28 protein-coding genes and 2 pseudogenes are annotated in these 23,890 nt (G+C 63.6%); 18 read left to right on the top strand and 12 right to left on the bottom strand.

Annotated elements, in window-relative coordinates:
- Positions 1-7: 7 nt before the first annotated feature.
- Genes AC1DZ5_RS07330 through cobF form a run of 3 tightly spaced genes read left to right on the top strand, consistent with a single transcriptional unit; the run spans position 8 to position 1,946 of the window.
- The gene (locus AC1DZ5_RS07330) at positions 8-397 is read left to right on the top strand and encodes a cobalamin biosynthesis protein (protein WP_477887559.1); all 390 of its coding nucleotides are present in this window, start codon (positions 8-10) and stop codon (positions 395-397) included.
- Positions 394-1,182: a precorrin-4 C(11)-methyltransferase gene (cobM, locus tag AC1DZ5_RS07325; RefSeq protein ID WP_477887557.1), complete on the top strand. Its 789-nt coding sequence runs from the start codon at positions 394-396 to the stop codon at positions 1,180-1,182. Before AC1DZ5_RS07330 ends, cobM begins: the two co-directional genes overlap by 4 nt.
- Entirely contained in the window at positions 1,179-1,946 is a 768-nt protein-coding gene (cobF, locus tag AC1DZ5_RS07320) for a precorrin-6A synthase (deacetylating) (protein ID WP_477887555.1), read from the top strand. Before cobM ends, cobF begins: the two co-directional genes overlap by 4 nt.
- 15 nt (positions 1,947-1,961) lie before the next feature.
- On the opposite strand, the gene AC1DZ5_RS07315 is transcribed toward cobF, so the two are convergent.
- Positions 1,962-2,570, bottom strand: coding sequence for a hypothetical protein (locus tag AC1DZ5_RS07315; protein ID WP_477887553.1), 609 nt, complete (start codon positions 2,568-2,570; stop codon positions 1,962-1,964).
- Positions 2,571-2,640: 70 nt separating this feature from the next.
- On the opposite strand from AC1DZ5_RS07315, the gene AC1DZ5_RS07310 reads away from it, so the two are divergent.
- Entirely contained in the window at positions 2,641-3,168 is a 528-nt protein-coding gene (locus AC1DZ5_RS07310; RefSeq protein WP_477887551.1) for a GNAT family N-acetyltransferase, read from the top strand.
- Between the two features lie 16 nt (positions 3,169-3,184).
- Here AC1DZ5_RS07310 and AC1DZ5_RS07305 read toward each other — a convergent pair whose 3' ends face one another.
- From AC1DZ5_RS07305 to AC1DZ5_RS07295, 3 genes are all read right to left on the bottom strand, one after another.
- On the bottom strand, positions 3,185-3,637 hold the full coding sequence (locus AC1DZ5_RS07305; RefSeq protein WP_477887549.1) for a DUF4864 domain-containing protein: 453 nt from the start codon (positions 3,635-3,637) through the stop codon (positions 3,185-3,187).
- Between the two features lie 42 nt (positions 3,638-3,679).
- Positions 3,680-3,823 (bottom strand): hypothetical protein, encoded by a 144-nt coding sequence (locus AC1DZ5_RS07300; protein WP_477887547.1) that lies wholly within the window; start codon positions 3,821-3,823, stop codon positions 3,680-3,682.
- 130 nt (positions 3,824-3,953) lie between these two features.
- Positions 3,954-5,117 (bottom strand): acyl-CoA dehydrogenase family protein, encoded by a 1,164-nt coding sequence (locus AC1DZ5_RS07295; RefSeq protein ID WP_477887545.1) that lies wholly within the window; start codon positions 5,115-5,117, stop codon positions 3,954-3,956.
- Positions 5,118-5,239: 122 nt separating this feature from the next.
- Between AC1DZ5_RS07295 and AC1DZ5_RS07290 the strand changes: the two genes are divergently transcribed.
- From AC1DZ5_RS07290 to AC1DZ5_RS07270, 5 genes are all read left to right on the top strand, one after another.
- Positions 5,240-6,445 (top strand): acetyl-CoA C-acetyltransferase, encoded by a 1,206-nt coding sequence (locus AC1DZ5_RS07290; protein WP_477887543.1) that lies wholly within the window; start codon positions 5,240-5,242, stop codon positions 6,443-6,445.
- A 69-nt stretch (positions 6,446-6,514) separates the two neighbouring features.
- Positions 6,515-8,686 carry a 3-hydroxyacyl-CoA dehydrogenase NAD-binding domain-containing protein gene (locus AC1DZ5_RS07285; protein WP_477887541.1) on the top strand — a complete coding sequence of 724 codons (2,172 nt, stop codon included), beginning with the start codon at positions 6,515-6,517 and terminating at the stop codon, positions 8,684-8,686.
- A gap of 15 nt (positions 8,687-8,701) precedes the next feature.
- Entirely contained in the window at positions 8,702-9,595 is an 894-nt protein-coding gene (locus AC1DZ5_RS07280) for an esterase/lipase family protein (protein WP_477887539.1), read from the top strand.
- Positions 9,596-9,644: 49 nt separating this feature from the next.
- Positions 9,645-10,256 (top strand): chromate transporter, encoded by a 612-nt coding sequence (locus AC1DZ5_RS07275; protein ID WP_477887537.1) that lies wholly within the window; start codon positions 9,645-9,647, stop codon positions 10,254-10,256.
- Complete coding sequence (locus AC1DZ5_RS07270) at positions 10,253-10,846, top strand: chromate transporter (protein ID WP_477887535.1); 594 nt, start codon at positions 10,253-10,255, stop codon at positions 10,844-10,846. The genes AC1DZ5_RS07275 and AC1DZ5_RS07270 overlap by 4 nt, the downstream gene beginning before the upstream one ends.
- A 3-nt stretch (positions 10,847-10,849) precedes the next feature.
- On the opposite strand, the pseudogene AC1DZ5_RS07265 reads toward AC1DZ5_RS07270, so the two are convergent.
- Positions 10,850-10,939: pseudogene (locus AC1DZ5_RS07265) on the bottom strand (short-chain dehydrogenase/reductase); the annotation flags it as partial.
- A 798-nt stretch (positions 10,940-11,737) separates the two neighbouring features.
- Between AC1DZ5_RS07265 and AC1DZ5_RS07260 the strand changes: the two are divergent.
- Complete coding sequence (locus tag AC1DZ5_RS07260) at positions 11,738-12,463, top strand: hypothetical protein (protein WP_477887533.1); 726 nt, start codon at positions 11,738-11,740, stop codon at positions 12,461-12,463.
- Between the two features lie 97 nt (positions 12,464-12,560).
- On the opposite strand, the gene rlmB is transcribed toward AC1DZ5_RS07260, so the two are convergent.
- The 3 genes from rlmB to AC1DZ5_RS07245 are packed head-to-tail and all read right to left on the bottom strand — an operon-like array spanning position 12,561 to position 14,333.
- Positions 12,561-13,343 (bottom strand): 23S rRNA (guanosine(2251)-2'-O)-methyltransferase RlmB, encoded by a 783-nt coding sequence (rlmB, locus tag AC1DZ5_RS07255; protein WP_477887531.1) that lies wholly within the window; start codon positions 13,341-13,343, stop codon positions 12,561-12,563.
- 16 nt (positions 13,344-13,359) lie between these two features.
- Positions 13,360-13,719, bottom strand: a complete 360-nt coding sequence (locus tag AC1DZ5_RS07250) for a 2OG-Fe(II) oxygenase family protein (protein WP_310338757.1) — start codon at positions 13,717-13,719, stop codon at positions 13,360-13,362.
- Positions 13,716-14,333, bottom strand: a complete 618-nt coding sequence (locus AC1DZ5_RS07245) for a TetR/AcrR family transcriptional regulator (protein WP_477887529.1) — start codon at positions 14,331-14,333, stop codon at positions 13,716-13,718. Before AC1DZ5_RS07245 ends, AC1DZ5_RS07250 begins: the two co-directional genes overlap by 4 nt.
- A gap of 97 nt (positions 14,334-14,430) precedes the next feature.
- Between AC1DZ5_RS07245 and AC1DZ5_RS07240 the strand changes: the two genes are divergently transcribed.
- Entirely contained in the window at positions 14,431-14,859 is a 429-nt protein-coding gene (locus tag AC1DZ5_RS07240) for an LIC_13387 family protein (RefSeq protein ID WP_477887527.1), read from the top strand.
- Positions 14,856-15,251, top strand: coding sequence for a DUF4345 domain-containing protein (locus AC1DZ5_RS07235; protein WP_477887525.1), 396 nt, complete (start codon positions 14,856-14,858; stop codon positions 15,249-15,251). The genes AC1DZ5_RS07240 and AC1DZ5_RS07235 overlap by 4 nt, the downstream gene beginning before the upstream one ends.
- Here AC1DZ5_RS07235 and AC1DZ5_RS07230 read toward each other — a convergent pair.
- The 3 genes from AC1DZ5_RS07230 to AC1DZ5_RS07220 form a co-directional block, all read right to left on the bottom strand.
- On the bottom strand, positions 15,228-16,442 hold the full coding sequence (locus AC1DZ5_RS07230; protein WP_477887523.1) for a DUF2325 domain-containing protein: 1,215 nt from the start codon (positions 16,440-16,442) through the stop codon (positions 15,228-15,230). The two genes, AC1DZ5_RS07235 and AC1DZ5_RS07230, sit on opposite strands and share 24 nt — an antisense overlap.
- 69 nt (positions 16,443-16,511) lie before the next feature.
- Positions 16,512-16,721: a hypothetical protein gene (locus tag AC1DZ5_RS07225; RefSeq protein WP_477887521.1), complete on the bottom strand. Its 210-nt coding sequence runs from the start codon at positions 16,719-16,721 to the stop codon at positions 16,512-16,514.
- Entirely contained in the window at positions 16,718-17,035 is a 318-nt protein-coding gene (locus AC1DZ5_RS07220; RefSeq protein ID WP_477887519.1) for a hypothetical protein, read from the bottom strand. Before AC1DZ5_RS07220 ends, AC1DZ5_RS07225 begins: the two co-directional genes overlap by 4 nt.
- A gap of 183 nt (positions 17,036-17,218) precedes the next feature.
- On the opposite strand from AC1DZ5_RS07220, the gene bfr reads away from it, so the two are divergent.
- The 5 genes from bfr (at position 17,219) to AC1DZ5_RS07195 (ending at position 22,601) form a co-directional block, all read left to right on the top strand.
- The gene (gene bfr, locus AC1DZ5_RS07215; RefSeq protein WP_477887517.1) at positions 17,219-17,695 is read left to right on the top strand and encodes a bacterioferritin; all 477 of its coding nucleotides are present in this window, start codon (positions 17,219-17,221) and stop codon (positions 17,693-17,695) included.
- A 164-nt stretch (positions 17,696-17,859) separates the two neighbouring features.
- On the top strand, positions 17,860-18,972 hold the full coding sequence (locus tag AC1DZ5_RS07210) for an imelysin family protein (protein ID WP_477887737.1): 1,113 nt from the start codon (positions 17,860-17,862) through the stop codon (positions 18,970-18,972).
- Positions 18,972-20,414: a di-heme oxidoreductase family protein gene (locus tag AC1DZ5_RS07205; RefSeq protein WP_477887515.1), complete on the top strand. Its 1,443-nt coding sequence runs from the start codon at positions 18,972-18,974 to the stop codon at positions 20,412-20,414. The genes AC1DZ5_RS07210 and AC1DZ5_RS07205 overlap by 1 nt, the downstream gene beginning before the upstream one ends.
- Positions 20,411-21,487, top strand: coding sequence for an imelysin family protein (locus AC1DZ5_RS07200; RefSeq protein ID WP_477887513.1), 1,077 nt, complete (start codon positions 20,411-20,413; stop codon positions 21,485-21,487). The genes AC1DZ5_RS07205 and AC1DZ5_RS07200 overlap by 4 nt, the downstream gene beginning before the upstream one ends.
- Positions 21,480-22,601, top strand: a complete 1,122-nt coding sequence (locus AC1DZ5_RS07195) for a DUF1513 domain-containing protein (RefSeq protein WP_477887511.1) — start codon at positions 21,480-21,482, stop codon at positions 22,599-22,601. The genes AC1DZ5_RS07200 and AC1DZ5_RS07195 overlap by 8 nt, the downstream gene beginning before the upstream one ends.
- Before the next feature lie 43 nt (positions 22,602-22,644).
- On the opposite strand, the gene AC1DZ5_RS07190 is transcribed toward AC1DZ5_RS07195, so the two are convergent.
- Positions 22,645-23,466, bottom strand: coding sequence for a hypothetical protein (locus AC1DZ5_RS07190; RefSeq protein WP_477887509.1), 822 nt, complete (start codon positions 23,464-23,466; stop codon positions 22,645-22,647).
- A 184-nt stretch (positions 23,467-23,650) separates the two neighbouring features.
- On the opposite strand from AC1DZ5_RS07190, the pseudogene AC1DZ5_RS07185 reads away from it, so the two are divergent.
- Positions 23,651-23,809: pseudogene (locus tag AC1DZ5_RS07185) on the top strand ((2Fe-2S)-binding protein); the annotation flags it as partial.
- Positions 23,810-23,890: the final 81 nt, after the last annotated feature.

Below are 23,890 nucleotides of genomic sequence, written 5' to 3'. Positions count from 1 at the left end.
GCCGGACATGAGCGTGGCTGGATTCGGGTTTCGTGCTGCAGCGACGACTGAATCCTTGAAGCGTGCTTTGGAGCTTGCCCTGGCGCAATCCGATGCGCCTATCACCCTGACCGCGCTAGCCACGGCCTGGGACAAGGCGGCCTCACCGACGTTTGTGCGTTTTGCCGCCGACTGGGGTCTGCCGGTGCTGACCATTCCGGCAGAGGTATTGCACGCGCAGCCGGCCCACCCCAGCGCCCATGTGCCTGCACGTTATGGACAGCATAGTCTGGCCGAATCTTCTGCACTGGCGGCCGCGGGCCCTGGTGCACAACTGCGGGGGCCGCGCTGTGTGTCCCCGGATCGCCTGGCCACTGCCGCGATTGCGTGTGTCCTCCCTGAAAATACTTCCCCATGACTGTTCACTTTATTGGCGCCGGCCCCGGCGCCCCCGACTTGTTGACCCTGCGCGGCCGTGACCTGATCGCCGCCAGCCCCGTGTGCTTGTACGCAGGCTCTCTGGTGCCTGAGGGTGTTCTGGCGCATTGCCCGGCCGGTGCCCGCATCGTCAACACGGCGCCACTGTCGCTGGATCAGATCATCGACGAGATCCGCGCTGCGCATGCGGCGGGACAGAACGTGGCGCGCCTGCATTCGGGCGATCTGTCGGTCTGGTCCGCCATGGGCGAGCAGCTGCGCTGCCTGCGCGAAGAGGGCATTCCCTATACGGTCACACCCGGCGTTCCCTCGTTTGCGGCTGCCGCGGCCACGCTGGAAGCTGAGCTGACGCTGCCAGGGTTGAGCCAGTCAGTGGTGCTGACACGCACATCCGGGCGGGCCTCGGCCATGCCAGATAGCGAATCCCTGCACAACTTTGCCCAGACCGGCGCGGTGTTGGCCATCCACCTGTCCATCCACGTCCTGGCGCGCGTGGTGCAAGAACTGACCCCGCATTACGGCGCCGACTGCCCGGTGGCCGTCGTCTGGCGTGCCAGCTGGCCCGACGAGCGCGTAGTGCGCGCCACCCTGGCCACCGTGGAGGCTGCGGTGGGCAACGGAATGGAACGCACAGCGATCATCTTGGTGGGCCACACCTTGGGCGCGCAGGACTTTGCCACCAGCCGCCTGTATGCCGGCGACTATGACCGGCGCTACCGCCCGGTGGGTACGCAGCCCCGTTTCCCCGCGGGCGGCACACCATGATCGAACTCAGCCTGGTGGGCATGGGCACCGGCAACCCGGACCACATCACCCGCCAGGGCGTGGCTGCGCTCAATGCGGCAGACCTGGTCCTGCTGCCCCACAAGGGCGCGGACAAGGCCGACCTGGCCGATTTGCGCCGCAGCCTGTGCGCGCAGCTGATCACCAACCCGACCACACGCGTGTTGGGCTTTGACATGCCGGTGCGCGACAGCGCCGACCCGGACTACCAGGGCGGGGTGATCCGCTGGCACGACGCCATTGCAGAGGTGTGGCAAACGCACATTCAGGCCCATTTACCCCAGGGCGGGCGCTTGGCCTTGCTGGTGTGGGGCGATCCGTCCCTGTACGACAGCACGCTGCGCATTGCCCAGCGCTTGGCGCTGCAACTGCCACTGCGGGTGTCGGTGGTGCCGGGCATCACGGCCTTGCAAGCCCTCACCGCGGCCCACGCCATTGCGCTGAACGAGATCAATGCGCCGGTGACCATCACCACGGGACGCCGCCTGCGCGACCATGGCTGGCCTGCAGACGCCAGCACCGTGGCGGTGATGCTGGACGGCCAGTGTGCATTCCAACAGTTGCCCGCAGAGGGCGTCTACATCTGGTGGGGTGCCTACCTCGGCATGCCGAACCAAATGTGCATCAGCGGTCCGCTGGTCGATGTCGGTCAAAAAATTCTCGATCAACGCCAGACTGCACGCGCCGCGCACGGCTGGATCATGGACACCTACCTGCTGCGCAAGACCGATCCCGACCCCGCCTGACGTGGAATGTCCGTATCAGTACGGCAGCTGAAAGCCATTGCGCCCTGCGCTGATGCGCAGCACAGTGGGCACACCGTCCACCGCCTGGGCCGACAGCGACACACTGGCACCGGGCACCAGCAGGCTGCGGTCGCCGGGGCGAAAAGTGACGATGGGCGCCTCGGGCGACACTACGATGGTCTTCTCACCGTCCTTGTATTTCACCTGCAGCGTGCGGCCAGAGGCCCCGGCCACCACCTGGTCCACCGTGGCATTGGTCATGGTGCTTTGCGGTTGCAGATCAAAGGGGCGATGGCCCTCGCCCGCGCCACGGGCCGACTCGGGGAACACGGTGACCGCAATCGCGCGCTGCGTGCCATCGGCCTGAGGCACGGCCGCGGTGCCAATGAAGCTGCCTGGCTGGATGTCCGTCAAGGCGATGGGGTACACCTCGGACACGGCCAGCTCTTTGGGAAGCGCCAGTTCGACGACTTCACCGCCCCGCTCCTTGAGCGTGAGCGTGGTGGCAGTGGCCTGCAGCACCACGCCGCGCAGGCGCAGCGTTGGCGTAGTCGTCTGCGCTACGGCAAGACTGGTGATGACGCCGAGCAGCAGGCAGAAAAAACTGCGGTAAAGCACATGCATGGGGAGACTCCGTTTAAATGGCTCAAGCCAGTCTACCGTGACAGTCCTTTGGCTTTGGTACTCTCTATCTATGCCCTCACTACGCTTCATCCTCGCAAACCCGGACACCCACCGCGCAGCGCTTCTTCAATTGAATGTGGAATATATGACGTGGGTGCTGGCTGAAGTCGAAAAAATCACCGGCACCCCCGCAGAAGAAATGCTGGGCATGACGGTCCCGCAGTACGTGGCGAGTGTGATCGACAAGGTCTGTGGGGCCCCGCCCCCCCAAGGCGCCTTTTATTTACTGGAAATCGATGGCGTGATTGCGGGCATGGGGGGAATTCGGCGTGTGCGAGATGGTGTGGCAGAAGTCAAACGCATCTACGTGCGCCCGGAACACCGCGGCAAGCAATTGGGAGAGACGATTTTGCTGCGCGTGCTGGACGATGCAAAACAGTTTGGCTATCAGCATGTCTTGCTCGATTCAGGTCCGTTCATGCAATCTGCCCACAAGGTGTACCAAGCGCAGGGCTTCGTCGATTGTGCAGCGTATGCCGAGGCAGAAGTACCAGCAGCATGGCACGCCATGTGGCGCTTCATGGTGCGCTCTAACTGAGCATTCTGATACGCCGCTAAACCATGGTGCCAGTAGCCGGGTTCACGGCGCAACCAGTGATGCGCCAGGATTTGTTCTTCTGCTTTTGCAGCGTATAAATCGCGATCCAAGGGGTACCGTCCTCCTCGGTCAGCTGCACCTTGAGCACGGCCTCGCTCGCATCACCCACCGGCTTGAGAAAGACGGTGGACGCGGGTCGGTACACCACCTCGTACTGGTTGCGCACCATGGCCATGAAACGTGCTGCAGTGCCCATCAGGTTGCGGATATTGGGGGCCGCGTAGGAGAAGGCCTTGTCCGCATCGTCCTGTGCAAAGGCATCGAGCTGGCTGCGCACCACACTCAGGACTTGCTTCTCATCCTTGGGGCTCAGCCCCTCGGCATGGGCTGCTACCGCCCCCAACGCCAAAAAGAACAGCAGCAGGCACTGCGACAACAACCTGGAAAATCCGGCAGAGCGCTTGTCCATAGGGGTACCTCCGACGTCAAAACCTTCACGGCCCACCGAAGTTCAGTGGTCGAGTTTGGACGGACTGCTCAGGCTGGCCAGCGCGTCCATCCAGGCGGCTTGCTGGGCGCTGCACTTCATATGGCGCTGCAGCTCTCGCTGGAAAACCGTCAACCGCGGCGGGCGCGACTGGGACGGTGGTGTCAAGGATTTGCTAGGCTGCCGTACGTAAGTCATTGGCCTTCCCCCCGAGTGTTGCAACCATATTAGCAAGTTGTGCAGCGCTTGGGGGACGTGGGCCCAATTTTCGGCATGAAACAGACAGCGCGCTGGCCGGCTACTTCATCCCCAGCCCCATGGACCGCGTGATCACCTCTTTCATGATCTCGTTGGTACCACCGTAAATGCGCTGCACGCGCGCATCGGCATAGGCGCGGGTGATCGGGTATTCCCACATGTAGCCGTAGCCGCCAAACAGCTGTACGCACTCGTCCATCACCTTGCACTGCAAGTCGGTGGTCCAGTACTTGGCCATGCTGGCCGTGGCAGTGTCCAGCTTGTCTACGTTCACGAGTTCGCAGCATTTATCGACAAACACACGCGCCACCTGCACCTGGGTCTGCAGTTCGGCGAGGGTGAATCGGGTGTTCTGGAAGCTGGCGACCGGTTGACCAAACACTTTGCGCTCTTTCACATAGTCCACGGTCCAGTCAATCGCGGCTTGCGCGGCGGCCACCGCAGTGATGGAAATCTGCAGCCGCTCCCAGGGCAACTGCTCCATGAGGCAGATGAAGCCTTTGTTTTCATACGCCTTGCCACCCAGCAGGTTGTCGGCTGGCACGCGCACGTTGTCAAAAAACAGCTCTGACGTGTCCTGCGCCTTCAGGCCCAGTTTCTTCAAGCGCTTGCCCACGCTGAAGCCCGGCATGCCGCGTTCCACCAGCAGCAGGCTGGTGCCCTTGCCGCCCGCGGCCGGGTTGGTCTTGGCCACCACCACGACCAGGTCCGCATGCCAGCCGTTGGTGATGAAAGTCTTGCTGCCGTTGAGCAGGTAGCTGCCATCGGCCTGCTGGAGGGCGGTTGCTTTGATGCCCTGCAGGTCCGAGCCTGCAGCAGGTTCACTCATGGCAATGGCACCCACCATCTCGCCACTGGCCAGCTTGGGAAGGTACTTGGCTTTCTGCTCGGGCGTGCCGTAGTGCAGGATGTAGGGCGCCACGATCTCACTGTGCAAGCTGAAGCCAATGCCCGTGAAGCCGCCGCGCGCCAGCTCCTCCATCTGGATCACCGAGTACAGCTTGTCCGCCTCGGAGCCGCCATATTCCTCGGGCATGGTCATGCAGAGAAAGCCGTTTTGGCCGGCCTTGTTCCACACCTCACGCGCGACATAGCCCTGCTCTTCCCATTCGGCGTGAAAGGGTGCAATCTCTTTCTCCATGAAGCGGCGAAAGCTGTCGCGGAAGGACTCATGGTCGGGGGAAAACAGGGTGCGTTCAATCATGGCGTTTCCTCGGATCGTATGACATTATTTTTACAAATCATTTGCTTGGTAAAAAGAATATACTGCATTCCAGCCGATAAAGGCAGGCCCCGCCCTGCGCAAACTACCCGAGGAGACACCCCATGAGCGAAGCATTTGTGTTTGACGCCATCCGCACCCCGCGCGGCAAGGGCAAGAAAGACGGCAGCCTGCATGAGGTCAAACCCGTCACCCTCTTGGCCGGTCTGCTCACCGATCTGCAACAGCGCCACAAGTTCGACACCGCGCGCGTGGACGACGTGGTGATGGGTGTGGTGTCCCCCGTGGGCGACCAGGGCTCGGTCATCCCCAAGGTGGCCGCGCTCAAGGCGGGCTGGGACTTCCAGGCCTCAGGCGTGCAGATCAACCGCTTTTGCGCATCGGGCCTGGAGGCCGTCAACATGGCCGCGCAAAAAGTGCGTTCGGGTTGGGAAGACCTGGTGGTGGCCGGTGGTGTGGAGAGCATGAGCCGCGTGCCGATTGGCTCCGACGGCGGCGCCTGGGCCATGGACCCGGAGACCAATTCGCAAACCCTGTTTGTGCCGCAAGGCATTGGCGCGGATTTGATTGCCACGCTGGAAGGCTTTACCCGCGCCGATGTGGACGCCTACGCGCTGGAGTCTCAGCGTCGCGCCACCAAGGCGCAGGCAGCGGGCTACTTTGACCAGTCAGTGCGGCCCGTGAAAGACGCGCTGGGCCAGACCATCTTGGCGCGCGACGAGTTCATCAAACCCGGCACCACGCTGGAAGGCCTGGCCGGGCTCAAGCCCGCGTTTGCCGACATGGGCGGCATGGGCTTTGATGCCGTGGCGCTCACGCGCTACCCGCAGGTGGAACGCATCCACCATGTGCACCACGCGGGCAATTCGTCCGGCATCGTGGATGGCGCAGCCGCTGTGCTGGTGGGCAACGAGGCCGCCGCCAGGGCGCACAACCTGACGCCGCGCGCCCGCATTGTGGCCACGGCGCTGAGCGGCGCTGACCCCACCATCATGCTAACCGGCCCCATGCCCGCCACGCGCAAGGCACTGGCCAAGGCGGGCCTCACGGTGGGCGACATCGACCTGTTTGAGGTGAACGAGGCCTTTGCCGCCGTGGTGATGCGCTTCATGAAAGAGATGAAGGTGCCACACGACAAGGTGAACGTGAACGGCGGCGCCATCGCCATGGGCCACCCGCTGGGTGCCACGGGCGCCATGATTCTGGGCACGCTGATTGACGAGCTGCACAGACGTAAATTGCGCTACGGCCTGGCCACGCTGTGCGTGGGCGGCGGCATGGGCATTGCGACCATTGTCGAGAGACTTTGAGGTGTTTTAAGCCTCTAGCCCCCGTATCCATTGCGCAAGCAGCTCCTTATTTCATAGCAGGCATCCTCCATGAAAACCATCCAATACTCCCTGGACAACATCGACGGCAAGGGCATTGCCACCATCACCTTCGACGAACCCGACTCCCCCGTCAACACCATGTGCCTGCAATGGCAGGAAGACATGGACGCCGTGGCCGCGCGCGTGCTGCAGGACAAGGACAGCATCACCGGCATCCTGCTCGCGTCCGCCAAGACCACCTTTTTCGCCGGTGCCGACCTCAAGGCCGCCATGCGCCTGACCCCGGCCGACGCGCCGCGCATCTTTGAAGAGATCGAGCGCGTCAAAAAGAACTTTCGCACCATCGAGACCTTGGGCAAACCCGTGGTCAGCCTGCTCAACGGCACGGCGCTGGGCGGCGGCTGGGAGGTGGCGCTGGTGGGCCACTACCGTATTGCCGTGGACGACAAGAAGACCCAGTTTGGCCTGCCCGAAGTGACGCTGGGCCTGTTGCCCGGCGCCAGCGGTGTGACCAAAATGACTCGCCACCTGGGCCTGATGGGCGCGCAGCCTTACCTGGTGGAAGGCAAGACCTTCACCCCCGCAGAAGCCAAGGGCTTGGGCCTGGTGCACGAGCTGGTGGCGCCCGGCGCCGATGCCGCGGCCGAGATGAAAACCAAGGCCTTGGCCTGGATTGCTGCCAACCCCACCGCCCAGCACCCCTGGGAGGCCAAAGGCTACAAGGTGCCCGGCGGCCTGCCCTCCTCGCCCGCTGTCGCCGGCATGCTGCCCGTGGTGCCCGCCGTCATCAAAAAGAATACACGCGGTCTCTACCCCGCGCCCGAGGCCATCATCGCCTGCATGGTCGAAGGTCTGCAGGTGGATCTGGAGACGGCGCTGCGCATTGAGAGCCGGTATCTGGCCAAGCTCATGTCCGGTCCGCAGGCCAAGGCCATGATTAACACCTTCTTCTTCAACCTCAACGCCATCAAGAGTGGCCAGAGCCGCCCCGCAGGCGTGCCGCGCTTCAAGCCCGCCAAGGTGGGCCTGCTGGGCGCGGGCATGATGGGCGCCGGCATTGCCTACAGCCAGGCGAGCAAGGGCATTGCCACGGTGCTCAAGGACGTGAGCCAGGAGAAGGCTGACCTGGGCAAAAGCTACAGCGCCAAAATCACCCAAGGCCGTGTGGACAAGGGCCGCATGAAGCCCGAAGCCCAGCAAGCCATCCTCGACCTGATCCACCCCACTGGCAGTGCGGCGGACCTGCAGGGTTGCGACCTCATCATCGAAGCCGTGTTCGAGAACCGCGAGCTCAAGGCCCGCGTGACGCAGGAGGCCGAGCCCCTGCTGGCCACTGGTGGCTTCTTTGCCTCCAACACCTCCACCCTTCCTATCACCGGCCTGGCCACGGCCAGCGCGCGGCCCGAGAAGTTCATCGGCATCCACTTCTTCAGCCCCGTGGACAAGATGAAGCTGGTGGAAATCATCAAGGGCAAGCAGACCGACGATGAGACAGTGGCGCGCGCCTATGACTACGTGCAGGCGCTGGGCAAGTTCCCCATCGTGGTGAACGACTCGCGCGGTTTCTTCACCAGCCGCGTGTTTGGTACCTTTGTGATGGAGGGTGCCGCCATGTTGGGCGAGGGCATTCCGGCAGCCTCCATCGAGAACGCCGGCATCCAATGTGGGATGCCCGTAGGCCCGCTGGCCGTGCTGGACGAAACCGCGCTCACGCTGAGCCTGCATGTGATGGAGCAGACCAAGAAGGACTTCGAGGCCGAGGGCAAGACCTATGTGGCCACACCGGGCGAACTGGTGGTGGAACAGATGGTGCGCAAACATGAGCGCCCCGGCCGTGCGGGTGGTGCCGGTTTCTACGAGTACCCCACGGAGAAAGGCGCCAAGAAGTTTCTCTGGCCCCAGCTCAAACCCCTGTTTGAAAAAGCGGATGCCAAGTGGGATATCACCGACCTGAAAGACCGCCTGCTCTACCGCCAAGCCGTGGAGACCGCACGCTGCCTGGCGGAGGGTGTGCTGACCAGCGTGCACGACGCCAACATTGGCTCCATCTTCGGCATCGGCTTTCCGGCCTGGACGGGCGGCGCGCTGCAGTTCATCTATGGAATGGGCATTGACGTCTTTGAGAAGCGCGCTGCAGAGCTGGCCGCGCAGTTTGGCCCGGGTTTTGCACTCAGCGATGATGTGAAGGCGGCCATCCGCCGGCACCAACCCCAGTACTGAAGGAGCCACCCCGCCATGCTTGCCCGACTGCTACGTCGCATCCTGTTCACCCAAATGGCGCTGGGCGCCCTGCTGGGCTGGGCAGCATCGCGGTCGTATGGCGGTGCGGTGTGGCTGCTGCTGGGGGCGGTGGCCCTGCCCTGCGCCACGCTGGTGGGTGTGAACCTGGTGTCGGCCCTCAAGTCCCGCGCCACGGGTGAGCCGGCAGCGCACTGGTGGAGTGCCTGGCTGGGCGAGACGGTGGCCGAATTCCAGACCTTTGTGCTGCGCCAGCCCTGGACCGTGCAAGCCCCTGCCGTACTGCCCGCCACGGGCAGCACGCCGCAGTTGCCCGTGGTGCTGGTGCATGGTTACCTGTGCAACCACCGGCTGTGGGACCCCATAGCCACGCAGCTGCGCGCGCAGGGCCATGCTGTGCTGGCCGTCAACCTGGAACCGGTCTTCACCTCGATTGATCACTACGCCCCCCTCGTGGAGGCCGCGGTGCAGGCACTGCGCCAGCATGCGGGCACGGCCCAGGTGCTGCTGGTGGGCCACAGCATGGGTGGCCTGGCCATCCGCGCCTGGATGCGCGCCCACGGCACGGCCCAGGTGGCGCGCGCCATCACACTGGGCACACCGCACGCGGGCACACAGATCGATGCGCACCCGCGCACCCCCAATGGCCGGCAGATGGACTGGAACAGCGCCTGGCTGCGGGATCTGGCCGCCTCCGAATCGGCAGAGCTGCGCGGCCTGCTGCGCATTGCCATTACGCCGCAAGACAACATCGTCTACCCCCAGCGCGCGCAAACCCTGGCCGGCATCACCCCCACGGTGTTTGACGGCGTGGGCCATGTGCAGCTGTGCACCGATGCCACCGTGATCCAGTGGCTGCTGACCCAGCTGACAATGGCTGCGCGACAATAGGGAGCAATTCACCGTGGTGGGGCAACCCGCCTAAGCTCCCCTGCCCCGCATGCCACCCAGCACCCTGCCCTCTCCCCGCCCCGGCCCCCGTTCCAAGACCGAATTGTTTGTTGCCTTCTCGCTGCTTGCCCTGCAGGGCTTTGGCGGCGTGCTGGCCGTGGTGCAACGTGAGCTGGTGGACAAGAAGCAGTGGCTTACGCCCGAAGAATTTGTCGAAGACTGGGCCGTGGCCCAGATCCTGCCCGGCCCCAACGTGGTGAACCTCTCGCTCATGCTGGGCGACCGCTACTTTGGCTGGCGTGGAGCGCTGGTGGGCGTGGCGGGCATGCTGCTCTTTCCACTCATCATCGTGCTGCTGATGGCGGCCGCGTTTGCTGGCGTGGCCGACAACCCGCAAGCCCAGGGCGCGCTGCGCGGCATGGGTGCAGTCGCCGCCGGGCTGATTGGGGCGGCCGGCCTGCGCCTGATCACGGCGCTCAAAACCAATGTCATGGGCATGGCGGCCTGCGTGGCAGCGCTGGTCGCCACCTTTGTGGCCATCGCGTTCTTGCGCGTGCCACTGGCCTGGGTGCTGCTGGGCATTGGCGGTCTGGCCTGTAGCTGGGCCTATGTGTGCCTGGGTCGGGCGACAAAGCTGGCCGCGGAGAAGGACGCCCCATGATCACCCTGCACGCCACGGACTGGCTGAACCTATTTCTGCATTTTGCCTCGCTGTCCATCCTGGCCGTGGGTGGCGCCATCACCACGGCGCCCGACATGCAGCGCTTTCTGGTGGTGGAGCACGGCTGGCTCAGCGACGAGCAGTTCACCTCCAGCATCGCGCTGGCCCAGGCCGCGCCAGGGCCCAATATCCTGTTTGTGCCGCTGCTGGGCTGGAACCTGGGTCTCAATGCCGCGGGTGGCCTGGCCGCCGGCTGGGTGGGTCTGGCGTGTGCGCTGGCCGGCGTGTGCATCACGCTCTTCGGCATCATGCTGCCCAGCTCCATCCTCACCTTCACCGCATCGCGCTGGGGCCACCGCAACCGCGAGATGCGCGCCGTGCGCGCGTTCAAGCAGGGCATGGCCCCTATCGTGATCGCCCTGCTGGTGGCCACCGGCTGGCTGCTGGCCGCCAACCACAGGGCCGAAGACCACCACCTGGCCCTCTGGGCCGTCACCGCCGTCACCACCGTGGTGATCTGGAAGACCCGCATCCACATCCTGTGGCTGCTGGGTGCGGGGGCGGTTGCGGGGTGGGTGGGCTGGATTTAACGTTCAGGCCTGCGCCAGTGCCACGGCGTCGGCACCGGCCGGAATACGCATGGGCGCAGTCGGGTCCGTCACCGAGCGCCACACGGCTTGCGCAGGGCACGTGGGCATGCCGCCTGGGCGCAACTTACGCCGTCGAGAGCAACGTGTCGGTAGAAGAGTTCCGCGCACTGCTGATTGATTCAGGCTTGGGAGCTCGTCGCCCCGTAGATGACATGGCTCGTCTTGAATCGATGCTTCGTGCCAGAGTCCGTCGGCTTTTATGAACGTATCAATATGCAACCGTTTCCCAATGGATTTTGGTTTCGGCGTGAACGATAAACCGATGGGGAAGTCAGCTTCGCTTCCTCGCCATCTCTATCCAACAGCTGCTACAACGCCATCTTCCGGGAGCCAACTCAACCCCGCCCTCTGGCGGTCGGTCACCTTGGCAACGCCCTGAGCAAAAACGAAAGCGGGCCGAGTCTCTCATGGCGTGGCTGGCGTTTTCAGGAGTGGTATTCACACCTGTTGGTGGAGACATAGCAGGCATTCGGTATCACCTCTCGGTTCAAATCAAAAGTCACTCCCATACTAGCAGGGGTGTTTGACGGTTCTATTCCGTACCCGCAAGCAGTATCCGGGCCACCAACAACGTAAAATCGCAGAATGAGTAAGCCCGCAGACAAAACTAAGATCCTGGAGGATGGACTGCGCTACAAGTCCAAAGTCGGAGGATCCCCCTTCATGACCGCCTCGAACCCTGGAGCCGCCACCATGTCGTGCTTCTTGTGTGGCAAGCATCGTCCCCGTAACGAACTGAAGTCACGCAAGTTCATCGGTAAATCTCAGGCCGTGTGTGACCCCAAGTGCAGTTGAGTCCATAGCTGCCCCCCTGCCAAGGGCCACCTACCCATGAGCCGCTTGGTCACAGAATTCTCCCGCCTGTACTTGGTGCCTGAGCCGGGACTCCCGGCGCAGGGGCAATTGGTCGGCCCGGACGCCACCGTCAAAGCGATGGTGCTGGAGATTGCAAGACCTGCCGATTGGGCGGATTTGTCTTTGGCGTGGAGTGGCGCACAGAGCGATTTGGAGCTGCCTGCTGCGGGCATTGCAGTGTCGGGAACGGACGGATTGCAGTTGTGGTTTTCTGTGGCGGAGCCAGTGAAGGTACAGGACGCAGTTGCTTTCTTGTCTGCATTGCAAAACAAGTACCTCAGCACCACACCGGCCAAACGCATTGCCCTGTATCCGTCTGGCGCATCAGCCACCACGGGAGACATCACGCATGCGAATGCGGTTCCCGCGGCCCACACGGGCACCGGAAACTGGTCTGCATTCGTGAGCCCAGACTTGGCTTCGGTGTTTGGTGAGGAGCCGTGGCTGGATCTCCCGCCCAACCCGGATCAGCAGGCGGACATTCTCTCCAGGCTGAGGCCAATGAAAACGGCGCAGTTTTACGACGTTTTGAATCTGCTGGGGGCAACTCTGAACCACGCAGCGCCGGCCGCCGAGCCCATGGCCCTGGCATCTCCAAAAATGGGGCCTAAAGAGTTTTTGGCACAGGTGATGAATGACCCTGCCGTCGGACTGAAAGACCGGATTGAGGCCGCAAAGGCGCTACTACCCTACACGAGCTGATTTGAATGAACGGGCTTAGCGCGGGTTCTCGAAAAAGATGTAGTTCGCGCCGTAGTCGCTGATCTCAAAGTACACCTTCTTCTCGCCGGGCTTCACATTACTTGCCAGCGGTGGCAGTGCGCTGGCGCAGCGCCTCGTACAGGCACACGCCGCTGGCCACCGACACGTTCAGGCTTTCCACTGCGCCCTGCATGGGGATGCTGACGAGCTGGTCGCAGGTCTTGGCGGTGAGCTGGCGCATGCCGTCGCCCTCCGCGCCCAGCACCAGAGCCACCGGGCCTTTCAGGTCGGCCTGGTACAGCGTGCCAGTTGCCTGGTCGCTGGTGCCGATGATCCAGATGTTGCGTTCCTTCAGCTCATTGAGCGTGCGCGCCAGATTGGTCACCATGAAGTAGGGCACGGTCTCGGCCGCTCCGCTGGCCACCTTGGCCACGGTGGCGTTGATGCCGGCCGCGTGGTCCTTGGGGGCGATCACGCAGTGCGCGCCCGCGCCATCGGCGACGCGCAGGCAGGCGCCCAGGTTGTGCGGGTCAGTCACACCGTCCAGCACCAGGATCAGCGGGTTCGTGCGCTGGTCTGCGGGCAGCTCGGCGTTGGCGGCTTCCAGGTTTTCCAGCAGCTCGTCCAGCGAATGGACCTGCTTAATCTCTTGCACGCGGGCGGCCACGCCCTGGTGGCCATGGCTGCCGGCGATCTTGGCCAGGCGCATGCCGTCGGCCTCAACCACGCGGATGCCGGCCTCGGCCACCTTTTCCAGAAACTGGCGCATGCGCGCATCGCGGCGCGTAGGCTCGTAGAAGATTTCGATGATGGATTGGGGGGCGGTCTTCAGGCGCACGCCCACGGCGTGAAAGCCGAATAGCACTTTGGGGGATGACATCCCTCGATTATCGGGCCTACGCCTTCAACACCCAGCCCAGCGACAGCACATAGCGGCTACCGCCCACCACCCGGGTCACGCTGTGCTCGCAGGCGTCGGGGCGGAACAGCTTGATGCGGCGGCTGGCATAAATGGGTGTGGCGCAGACGAAATCCCCACCCGAGCGCGGCGACTTGAGGACGATGTTGAGCCGGTAGTGACGCCCGGCCTGCACCGGGTCGGTATGCGGCGGGATCTCCGAACCCTCGGGATAGCGAATCAAATAGCTGTCAAACGGCAGCGGCCAGCGCGCGGTGAGCAGCAGCATCTTGTCGTAGCCCGTGCCCTGGCGGCCACGCTGCCAGCGGAAGGCGGTTTGCAAGTAGTGCTTGATCATGCGGTGGCTCCCGTCACACCCAAGGCCCGCACTGCCAGCTGCCGCGCCAGCCCTGCCGTGGGCCCCACAGCAATCGGCAACCCTTCCAGCGCGCCGTCGATCAGCAGATTGCTCAGGCCGTGCGCCAAGCTCCATCCGGTCAGCGCCAGCTCTGGACCACGCTCGGGGTCATGGGCGCAGGCGGCGGCCAGCACCACGCCGAAGGCGCGTTCGGCAGCCACCTTGAAATCGGGGTAGTCCTGCTTGCGCGCCAGCAGCGGGCCAAACATCAGGCGAAATTGTGCGGGCCGGGCCAGCGCACAGGCCACGTAGGCGTCGTTGATCTTCAGCATGCGCTCGGCCGTGTCGGGCTCAGCAGCAGCCTGTTCCAGCGCCTGGGCCAGCAGGCCAAAAGCGCGCTCGGCCACGGCGGCCAGCAGGTCGTTCAGGCTGGCGAAGTGGTGGTAAGGCGCGGCGTGGGACACGCCGGCGGCCTTGGCCACATCGCGCAGCGTGAGGCCCTGGGCGCCGCGCTCGGCCAGCACTGCGTCGGCTGCGACCAGCAGGGTTTCACGCAGATTGCCATGGTGGTAGGGCTTGGGGGGTGGTTTTGGGGGGCGCTTGGCGGTGGGCATGGCGCAATCTTGACATGCGAAAGATATGCGTGCAACATCGCACCAATCTTTCTCTCGTAAAGATTACACATTCACCGGTGTTTTCAAAGGAGCTTTCATGAACCTTGCCGCCCTGCTCTTCGCCTCCAGTGCCACCGTGATGGGGCTGCTGGGAAGCATCCACCTGCTCTACACCTTCCATGGCAGCAAGCTGCACCCGCGCGACGCGGCCACCACCCTGGCCATGCAGACCACGCACCCGGTGCTGACGCGCGAGACCACGATGTGGCGGGCGGTGAAGGGCTTTAACGCCAGCCACAGCCTGGGCGCCATGCTGTTTGGGCTGGTGTTTGGCTACCTAGCCACGCAGCACACCATGCTATTGCAACAGTCCGTGTTTTTGCAGGCGCTGGGCATGGGCACGCTGCTGGCCTACCTGGCGCTGGCGCGGCGCTACTGGTTCAGCATTCCGCGGCGCGGCATTGCACTGGCCTGCGTACTCTTTGCCGCAGGCCTGCTGACCATATGGGCACAGGTGCAGCCATGAGCCTGCGCCAGCTGCAAATCACCACCACCCTGCTGGGTGCGGTGCCGGTGCTCACCGGCCTGATCAGCATGATGGGGCTGAGCGACCCGCTGTATGCCACGCTGAACCTGCCGCGCGACGCGACGTTGGACAGCAATATGCGTTTTCTCGGCGGCGTGTGGCTGGGGTTAGGCCTCAGCGTGTGGTGGCTGGTGCCGCGCATTGCCACCGAGACTGCGCTGTTCCGTGCGGCCTGGCTGATGATTTTTCTGGGCGGTGTGGGTCGGCTGGTCTCGCTGCTGGCGGTAGGCACCCCGATGCTGCCGTTTGTGGGTTTTACTGTGCTGGAGATCGTGGGGGCGCCGTTGTTTGTCTGGTGGCAGAGCAAGCTACGTAACGATGCCCTCCGATAGCGCCAAACCACGCTCCAGGGACGAGGCACTGGGGTTCTCGACAAATACGCAACGCTTGCCGGTGCGTTTGCAAAAGTCCTTTACGCGCCAGTAGGCGTTGTGGCTGATGCAGCCGGTTTGGCAGATCACCAAATCGGCGGCGGCCAGGTTGGCGTCCAGCACCGAGGCGTTGTCTTCCACACCCCCATCGTGGTGGGCGAAACGGCCACCCACGCGCTCCACCACGTCGCGGTAGTTGGCAATGTTGCCACTGCGCCCGCCCACGCACAGCACCATCTTCTGGTGCAGCTGGATCACCATGGCCTGCACGCCGACCAGGGCGCCCTCTTCCGGGCTTGGCGCCGCCTCGCGCGGCACGGCGCCCCCGGCGGCCTTCTCGGCCACGGCGAGCTTGCGCCGCAACTCGGCGTTCTGGCTTTCCAACTCAACTTGGCGCTGCGCCATCTGGTCCACCCGCCTTTGCAGGCGCTGCTTGTCCTCCAGCTCGGGGATAGAAGCCTGCAGGGCGTCCAGATCCTGTGCCATAAAGTTGATGCGGCTGTCTTTGGCGATGGCGTCGGCCCGGGCTTGCACCAATAAAGCGTTGAGGCGCTCGATATCCGATGTCTTCTGGCTGATGACGCGCGTGATGCGCTCCTGCACCTTGCCCAGCTCGCGGGTCAGCACCGCGTTCTCTTCCGCCAACGCATTGAAGCGCGTCATCTCCAGGCGCACACCGGCACCCGCCTGGTGCTGGAACATGTGCAGGTCCTTGCACATGGCCTCTTGCAACGGAACGTCGCAACGTGGGTGGGTCAAGGCGGCCCAAAAGGCGCCCGCCACATCACCAGCTTTCAGCGACTTGATCCAAAAATCGGCCACGGCCAGCGTGCTCTTGGCGGTCTTGAACCAAAGAATCTCGCGTGCGTAGCGCGTGTCCAGCTCAGCCTGCATCAGCTCCGACAGTTTGGAGCGCCGCGCACACTCAGACACGGCACCGGCGTGCACCTCGTAATCATTGGCCACCGCGCTACCGCCCAGCGCTTTGTTGACCAGCCGGCGCAGCACATCGATAGGCAGACTTACCCCCACCAGCGGGCAGTGGCACTGGTGGCCCAAATCCCAGAGGCGTTTGCGCCGGGAACCCTGGGCTGGGACCGTGGCGGGTTCGTGGTGGCAAAAGCTACCGTGGCTGTGGTCAGTGGTGGGCATGGATGGACCTCCACATGCTATCTTTTCAATAGCTGCTTGCGCATGGTTGACGGGGGCTATGGGCATTTTTTATTCTGCAGCTACTGCAAGGCGCGTACGCCACGCCAGCACCGGACTGGCCGGCTTGTTGTGGGGTCGGGAACTTACCGTTGGGGCTTTGTCCGCCACGTCTGCATCTGCACCGGGTGTGCAGCAGTCACACCACGACTGGTAGGTGCGCCAACCGTAGACCGACGCCACCAAACGCTGCGTGTGCCCCGGGGGCGGAACTGCGCTCATTGCACGGCCTCCGGGCTGCTGTGCCACAAGTCGCGCTCTGCGCAGGGCAGTTGGGCCAGCGGGCTGCTCTGGCTTTGGCTAACCCAGCGGCCACGCAGAGACCACAGCAGGGTCTTGAAGCCTGGCGACAGCATGGGGTCCTCGGTCAGGGCGGTCAGGTTGGAGACGATCTTCGCCACCATGGCTTCGCGGTGTGCACCACAACAGGCCTGCACGTGGCCAGTCATCAGCGCCAGCGTGCCAGCCAACAAGGCTTCGGCACAGGGCATGGTGTATTCCTCGGTGGTATTGGGGGTGACAGGGGTGCTTTGCATGGCGTCTCCTTGGGTCCTTCTCTAGGCCTGCGACATATTTCGCATTGATTTCAGTATATGCGAATCATTCTCATTTGCAAAACCATTTAGATTCAAAGGAATTTCTCTCGTATCTGCAGCACAAAACGCTAGAACACCCCGCGGCGCTGGCCATAATGCGGGTTTGATTCAAAGGAGTTCCCCATGAAAGGCGACGCACAAGTCATTGGCCATTTGCAGGCCCAACTGAAGAACGAACTCACCGCCATCAACCAGTATTTCTTGCACTACCGCATGTACAAACACTGGGGCCTGGAGAAGCTCGCCAAGAAGGAATACTCTGAATCCATTGGGGAAATGAAGCATGCCGACCTGCTGATGGACCGCATCTTCATGCTCGATGGCCTGCCCAACCTGCAGGACATGGCCAAGATCTTGGTCGGCGAAGATGTGCCCGAATGCCTGGCCTGCGACCTGAAGGCCGAAGTCGGCGCGCAAGCCACCATCAAAGACGGCATCGCCCACTGCGAATCGGTGCGCGACTATGTGTCACGCGACCTGCTGCAGAAGATTCTGGATGACACCGAAGAGCACATCGACTTTCTGGAAACCCAGATCGATCTGATCGGCAAAGTAGGCCTGCAAAACTACTTGCAAAGCCAGATGGGTGAGCTGTCCTAAGCAGCCTCCCTGCTTTTTCATCGCACAGCCAGCACTCGCTGGCTTTTTTTGCGTCGCAAATGAGAACGATTTGCATTATTATGTGACCCAAGATCACTTTGCACTATCGAAAGGCTTTCATGCACAAGCGTCATTTCCTCCAGGCCAGCCTGCTCAGCGCCGCCATGTTGTTGGGCGTGTCCGCCCAGGCTCAGACCACCGAGCCCAAAGCCGTGGTGCAGCAGTACGCCACCCTGGTACACGCCAACTACAGTGATGTGCTGACCAGCGCCCAAACCCTGCAAAAAGCCATCACCGCCTTTGCTGCTGCGCCCTCGGCACAAGGCCTGGAAGACGCGAAAAAAGCCTGGCTGGCCGCGCGCGAGTTCTACGGCCAGACTGAGGCTTTCCGCTTCTACAGCGGCCCCATTGACGATGACAAAGGCCCCGAAGGTCGCTTGAACGCGTGGCCGCTGGACGAGTCTTACATCGACCGTGTGGTGGGCAAGCCAGCGTCAGGCATCGTCAACAACCCCAAGGTCAAGATCAACAAGGCCACATTGGCCAAGCTCAATGAACGCGGTGGTGAAGAAAACATTGCAGCCGGCTGGCACGCCATCGAATTCCTGCTGTGGGGCCAGGACCAGAGCGACACCGGCCCGGGCGACCGCTCGTTTGAAGACTATGTGAATGGCAAAGCCCCCAACGCCGACCGTCGCCGCGCCTACCTCACCACCGTCACCGAGCTGCTGATCGACGACCTGAGCTACCTGGTCAAGGCCTGGCAACCGGGCGCCAAAAACTACCGTGCCAAATTTGAGCAAGGCGGCATCCAGTCCGTACGCAAAATGATTGTGGGCCTGGGCTCGCTGTCGCGCGGCGAACTGGCCGGTGAGCGCCTGGAAGTGGCCATGAACACCCAAGACAAGGAAGACGAACACTCCTGCTTCTCTGACAACACCCACCGCGATGTGGTGGCCAATGCCCAGGGCATTGAAAACGTGTGGCTGGGCAGCTACAAACGCCTGGACGGCGGCGTGGTGCAAGGCGCTTCGCTGAAAGACCTGGTGACCGCTAAGAACGCCGCACTGGCCGACAAGGTGAGCAAGCAGATCGCCCAGAGCGTGGCGAATGCGAACGCCATCCAGGCCCCGTTTGACCGCGAAATCGTGGGCGACAAAAATGCCCCCGGCCGCATTCGCGTGCAAAAAACCATCGACAGTCTGGTGCAACAGTCCAAAGACATCACCGAAGCCGCTGCGGCACTGGGCATCACCAAACTGGCACAGACCAAGTGATGCGGGCCCGTGAGAAAGTTGGCCTGGCGCTGACTGCTGCGAGCGCCTTGGCCGCACTGGCATGGCCCCTGTGGAGCCACAGCAATACCGACCTCTCCGGCGTGGTTCAGGGTGAACTCACTGCCGGCGAGGCCACCGCGTTTGCCACCGGGCGCAACGCCTTCTCCATGCCCCTGCCCACGCTGGACGACGACGAACGCGCCCGCTTTGCCGTGGGCAACTCCTTCTTCCGCCGCAACTGGGTGGAGGCGCCCGCCTCCACCACTGCGCGCGATGGCCTGGGGCCGCACTTCATCGCCCGCTCCTGCGGCGGCTGCCATGTGCAAGATGGCCGTGGCGCCCCGCCCGATTTTCGCAAGGGCCTGAGTGAGCCGCCCGTGGCGCTGCTGATACGACTGTCCATTCCCGGTGTGGGAGCACACGGTGGCGTGGTGCCCGACCCCGTGTATGGCGACCAGCTCAACAACGCGGCCATCCAGGGCGTGCAACCCGAAGGCCAAGTGCGCATCCGCTATCAAAATTTGCAAGGCAAGTTTGCCGACGGCACGGTCTACAGGCTGCGCAAACCGATCTACAGCCTGACAAATCTGGCCTATGGTCCGTTGTCAGCGGGTGCCATGCTCAGCCCGCGCATTGCGCCGCAAATGGCCGGCGTGGGACTGCTGGACGCCATTGCCGAACAGGACATCCTGGCCAACGCCGCTGCCCAAGCCGCCGCGCCCGGCCCGGTCAAGGGCCAGCCCAACCGCGTGTGGGACGACTTTGCCCAGTCCGTGCGCGTGGGCCGTTTTGGCTGGAAGGCCAACCAGGCCAGCGTGGCCAGCCAGACGGCGGGCGCGTTTCTGGGCGACATGGGCATTACCTCCACCCAGCACCCCGACGAAGCCTGCACCCCCACGCAAAAAGACTGCCTGGCCGCACCGCGGGGCGCCCTGGGCAAGGCGCCCGAGATTGACGACCGCACGCTGTCGGACGTGATCTTCTACGAGTCCACACTGGCACCGGCTGCCAGGCGCAATGTGAATGACCCCAAGGTACTCCGCGGCCAGGCCCTGTTTGCCCAGGCGCAATGCAGCGCCTGCCACCGACCCAACTACACCACGGGCGCGTCGCCCTTTCCCCGCCTGTCCAGCCCCAAGGTGCAAGGCCTGCAGATCTGGCCCTACACCGACCTGCTGCTGCACAACATGGGCGCGGACCTGGCCGATGGCCGCCCCGACTTTGCGGCCAACGGCCAGCAATGGAAAACCCCGCCGCTGTGGGGTGTGGGCTTGGTCCACGACGTGAACGGCCACCGCCGCCTGCTGCATGATGGCCGCGCCAATGGTGTGCTCGAAGCCATCCTCTGGCACGGTGGCGAGGCGCAACATGCCAAGCAGCAGGTGCTGCAGCTCAACGCGCGTGACCGGCAGGCCCTGGTGGCCTTTGTGGAGTCCCTGTGAAACGACGCGCCCTTCTGGCCTGCATGCCTTTTGGCACGCTAGCCCTCGTGGATATTGCGCGAGCAGCTCCTAAAAGCGTAGCAAACCAACCATCGTTTGACAGCTTCGCAGGCACCCTTGCCAGCACCGGCCCCTTTCTGTCTGCGCGCCAACGGGTACTGGCACTCTTGCAGGGCCATTACATTCCGGTGGCCGAAGCCTTGCAGCAAAGTGCGACCGCGCTTTACCAATCGTTGGCCCAGCCCGCCACGCAATGGCAAGCCCAGCAACCCCTGTGGGTGCAGACCATGTTGCACTGGGAGCGCTTGGCCGCCGTAGCCGTGGGGCCGCTGTTGGAGCGCCGTGCCGCACGGTCCATCGATTTCTGGCCCACCCGGCCGGCACAGATCCAGCGCCAGCTGGATGCCAACGCGGCCAGCCCACTCACGCCAGAGCAGATCGAATCCGTGGGCAGCGCCGCAAGGGGATTGCCCGCGCTGGAGTGGATGTTCTGGCGCCTGCCCGCCACCCCCTCCAATCAGCACTACGCCCAGCTGCTGGCACAGCACATCCTGAACGAATGCACCGTCTTGCTGGACGGCTACCGCGCCCTGGCCACAGCACCGCGCAGCGAAGAAGAAGCCGCAGCACTCTATGGCGAGTGGTATGGCCAGGCCGTAGGTGGGCTGGACCAGCTGCGCATCAAGAAGATGGTGCCCGATACGCGTGGCAAAGAAGTCTCTCTGTGGGTGCGCGGCGTGAGCGGGCAAACCGCAGCCGCCTGGCAGGCCCAGTTGCAAGGCGTGCAAGCCTTTCTGGTCGGATCAGCCGCAGCCCAGGCGGCCCGGCCCGACTGGCCCGTGGGGGGCAGCCTGCAGGGCTTGCTGCTGGGCAATGACACGCCCCTGCCCAGCCGCAAGCTGCAGCGCCTGACGCTGGCGGCCCTGCGCAGTGGTGCGCGCGCACGCCCTGACAACGCGGCCTCGTTGCGCGCCGCACAGCAGGCGCTGGCCCAGCTCTCGCAATTCCTAAGCAGCTTGGCCGATACCGTGCTGCACATCAGCATGGGATTTACCGACGCCGATGGTGACTGAAACCTTGCGCCACCCCACGCGCCGCCGCCTGCTGGCCCAGGCGGCCCTGCTGGGCCTGGGCGCCAGCGCATGGGACAGCCAGGCCGCCCGCACTACTCCCCTCACCCAGCCCCATGTGCTGACCGCCTGGAATGTGGGCGAGCAATCCTGGGCCGGGGTGTGGACGCCTGGCCAGGCGCCACGCGGCATTGCCCTGCCCGCGCGTGCACACCAGTTGCTGCTGGTGCCCAGCGACCAAGGCGCTGCACAACAGGCGCTGGTGCTGGCGCGCCGTCCCGGCGAATACCTGATGCGCATGGACGTGCAGCGCGGACGGGCCCTAAAGTGGCACACGATGGAAGACGACCGCTACCTGGGTGGCCATGCCACGCTGTCCGCCAGCGGCCAGACTTTTTTCACCACCGAGACAGATGGCGAAACCGGCCAGGGCCTGATCGCCGAGCGCGATCTGCGCAGCCTGGAAAAACTGCGCGAATTCGCCAGCGGCGGAATAGGCCCCCATGCCCTGCTGCGGGAGCCTGCCGGCACGCTACTGGTGGCCAACGGTGGCATCCTGAACCTGCCCGAGACTGGACGGCGCAAGCTCAATGTGGGCCGAATGGAGCCCAACCTCACGCGGCTGGATGCAGCTACGGGCACCGTGCTGACGCAATACCGGTTGGCAGATTCTTTTCTCAGCCTGCGCCACTTGGCCATGGCGCCCAATGGCACAGTCGCCGTCGCCCTGCAGGCCGAGCACGCCGATCCCGTGGCGCGCACCCGCGCCCCGGCACTGGCCCTGCTGGAGGGCGAACAACTGCGCGCCGTGCCCTGGGATGCGGCCACAGGAGCCCCTTACGCCTGGGATGGCTATGCCGGCGACGTCTGCTGCACGGCCGACCGCTTTTGGATCAGCGCCCCCCACGCGGGCTGGCTGGTGTCGTGGACCCACCAGGGCCGCGACCTGCAAAGTCAGGCACTGCCCGGCGCAGGGGCACTGGCCACCGATGCGGGACGCTGGGTGGTCGGCGGCGATCAGGCTGCCCTGCTGTACCGCGACGGCGCGCTCCAGCCGCAGCGCTATGGCGTGCACACGCCTTGGGACAACCACGCAGCATTGCTACTATTTTCATAGCTACTCGCGCAATGACAACGGGGGCTAGAGCCCCATTTCATTCTTAACGGCTGGCCGCCGCCGTTTTGGGGGGCGGCAAGAGCTTGAACTCCGCCATCGCTTCTCTGCGGTATTGCTCAAGCAAGCCCTCGGCCTTCATTTTTCTCAACGTGACCTCAATCTGCGGCAACAACGCCGCATGCTTGCGCTGCAAGTAAAAGTACAGCGGCAATGGTTCACCAATGCCGAGCACCTTGATAGGCGACGGCAGGCCACTCAACTCCGGGCCACTGGCGTCTGATAGCACAGCCAGGTCGATCCCGCAGTGCAGGTCGTTGCGACCATGGTGCAGCAGGCTCAGGGCATTGACGGTGGTGGTGACGTCGACCACACGGCTGGCGGGCAGCAGTCCTTGCAACAGGCGCTCGCACTCCACCACCCCGCGCGCGAAGTTCACCGACCACCCCGAGTCCGGCAACTGATCCAGCCGCTGCAGCGTGTATTTGGGGTTGACGGCCCACAGCGCAAACCCAATGGACAAGATCTGCTCATCCACTCGAACCAAACCGGGCTGGCTCTCGCCAAATGCCATCGGGCGCGCGACATCACCGTCAATGCGGTCAGACGCCAGCTCCATACTGAGGCGTGCCGAGGGCGTGGTGCGAATCTCCAGCGGAATACCCAGGCGGCTGAACAGCTCCTGGTAGGTACGACGCAACAGGCGGCCCGCATAATTGTTATCCGGGCGCGAGGTGCCCAGCACCAGCAGAGGCGGCGCCTGGGCATGTGCAGCGCATGCAGCGATCAGCAGGACCCATCCGGCCAGCATGGCCCCTAGCCAACGCCCGCCCTCGTCCCACGTCACCTTTGTAGCGGGTGTTTTCATGGTGACTCCATTCACAACGACTGCCCGCAGTATTACCCAGCTCCACAGGCGTGGGGGTCATCACAAAGTGGCTGATTTCACATAACTTGGAAAAAAATCGACATATTTCTTTACGCTGAATACAAATGCGATGGATTCTCATTTAGAATTCACTTATCAAAAATTAGCCACTTACCGATTCACCATGATTGTTTGTGTTTGCCGCCGCGTGACCGAAAAAGAGATTGCTCTGCACGCCAGCGAGGGCAAAGGCTTTGACGACATCCAATTCGAACTGGGGGTTGCCTCCCAGTGCGGACGGTGCGAAGACTGCGCCCGCGAAGTCATCGACCAGTGCCACGCCCAAGCCAGCCTGACAACGCAAACCTGGATGCCCATCGCGTTGTCCATGCACCGATAACCGGTCGCTTTTTTTGACCGAAAA

This window comes from Rhodoferax sp. P1_F3 (assembly GCF_056405715.1).
Note: the sequence above shows the minus strand (reverse complement) of the source record. Positions and strands in the feature narration are given on the sequence as shown.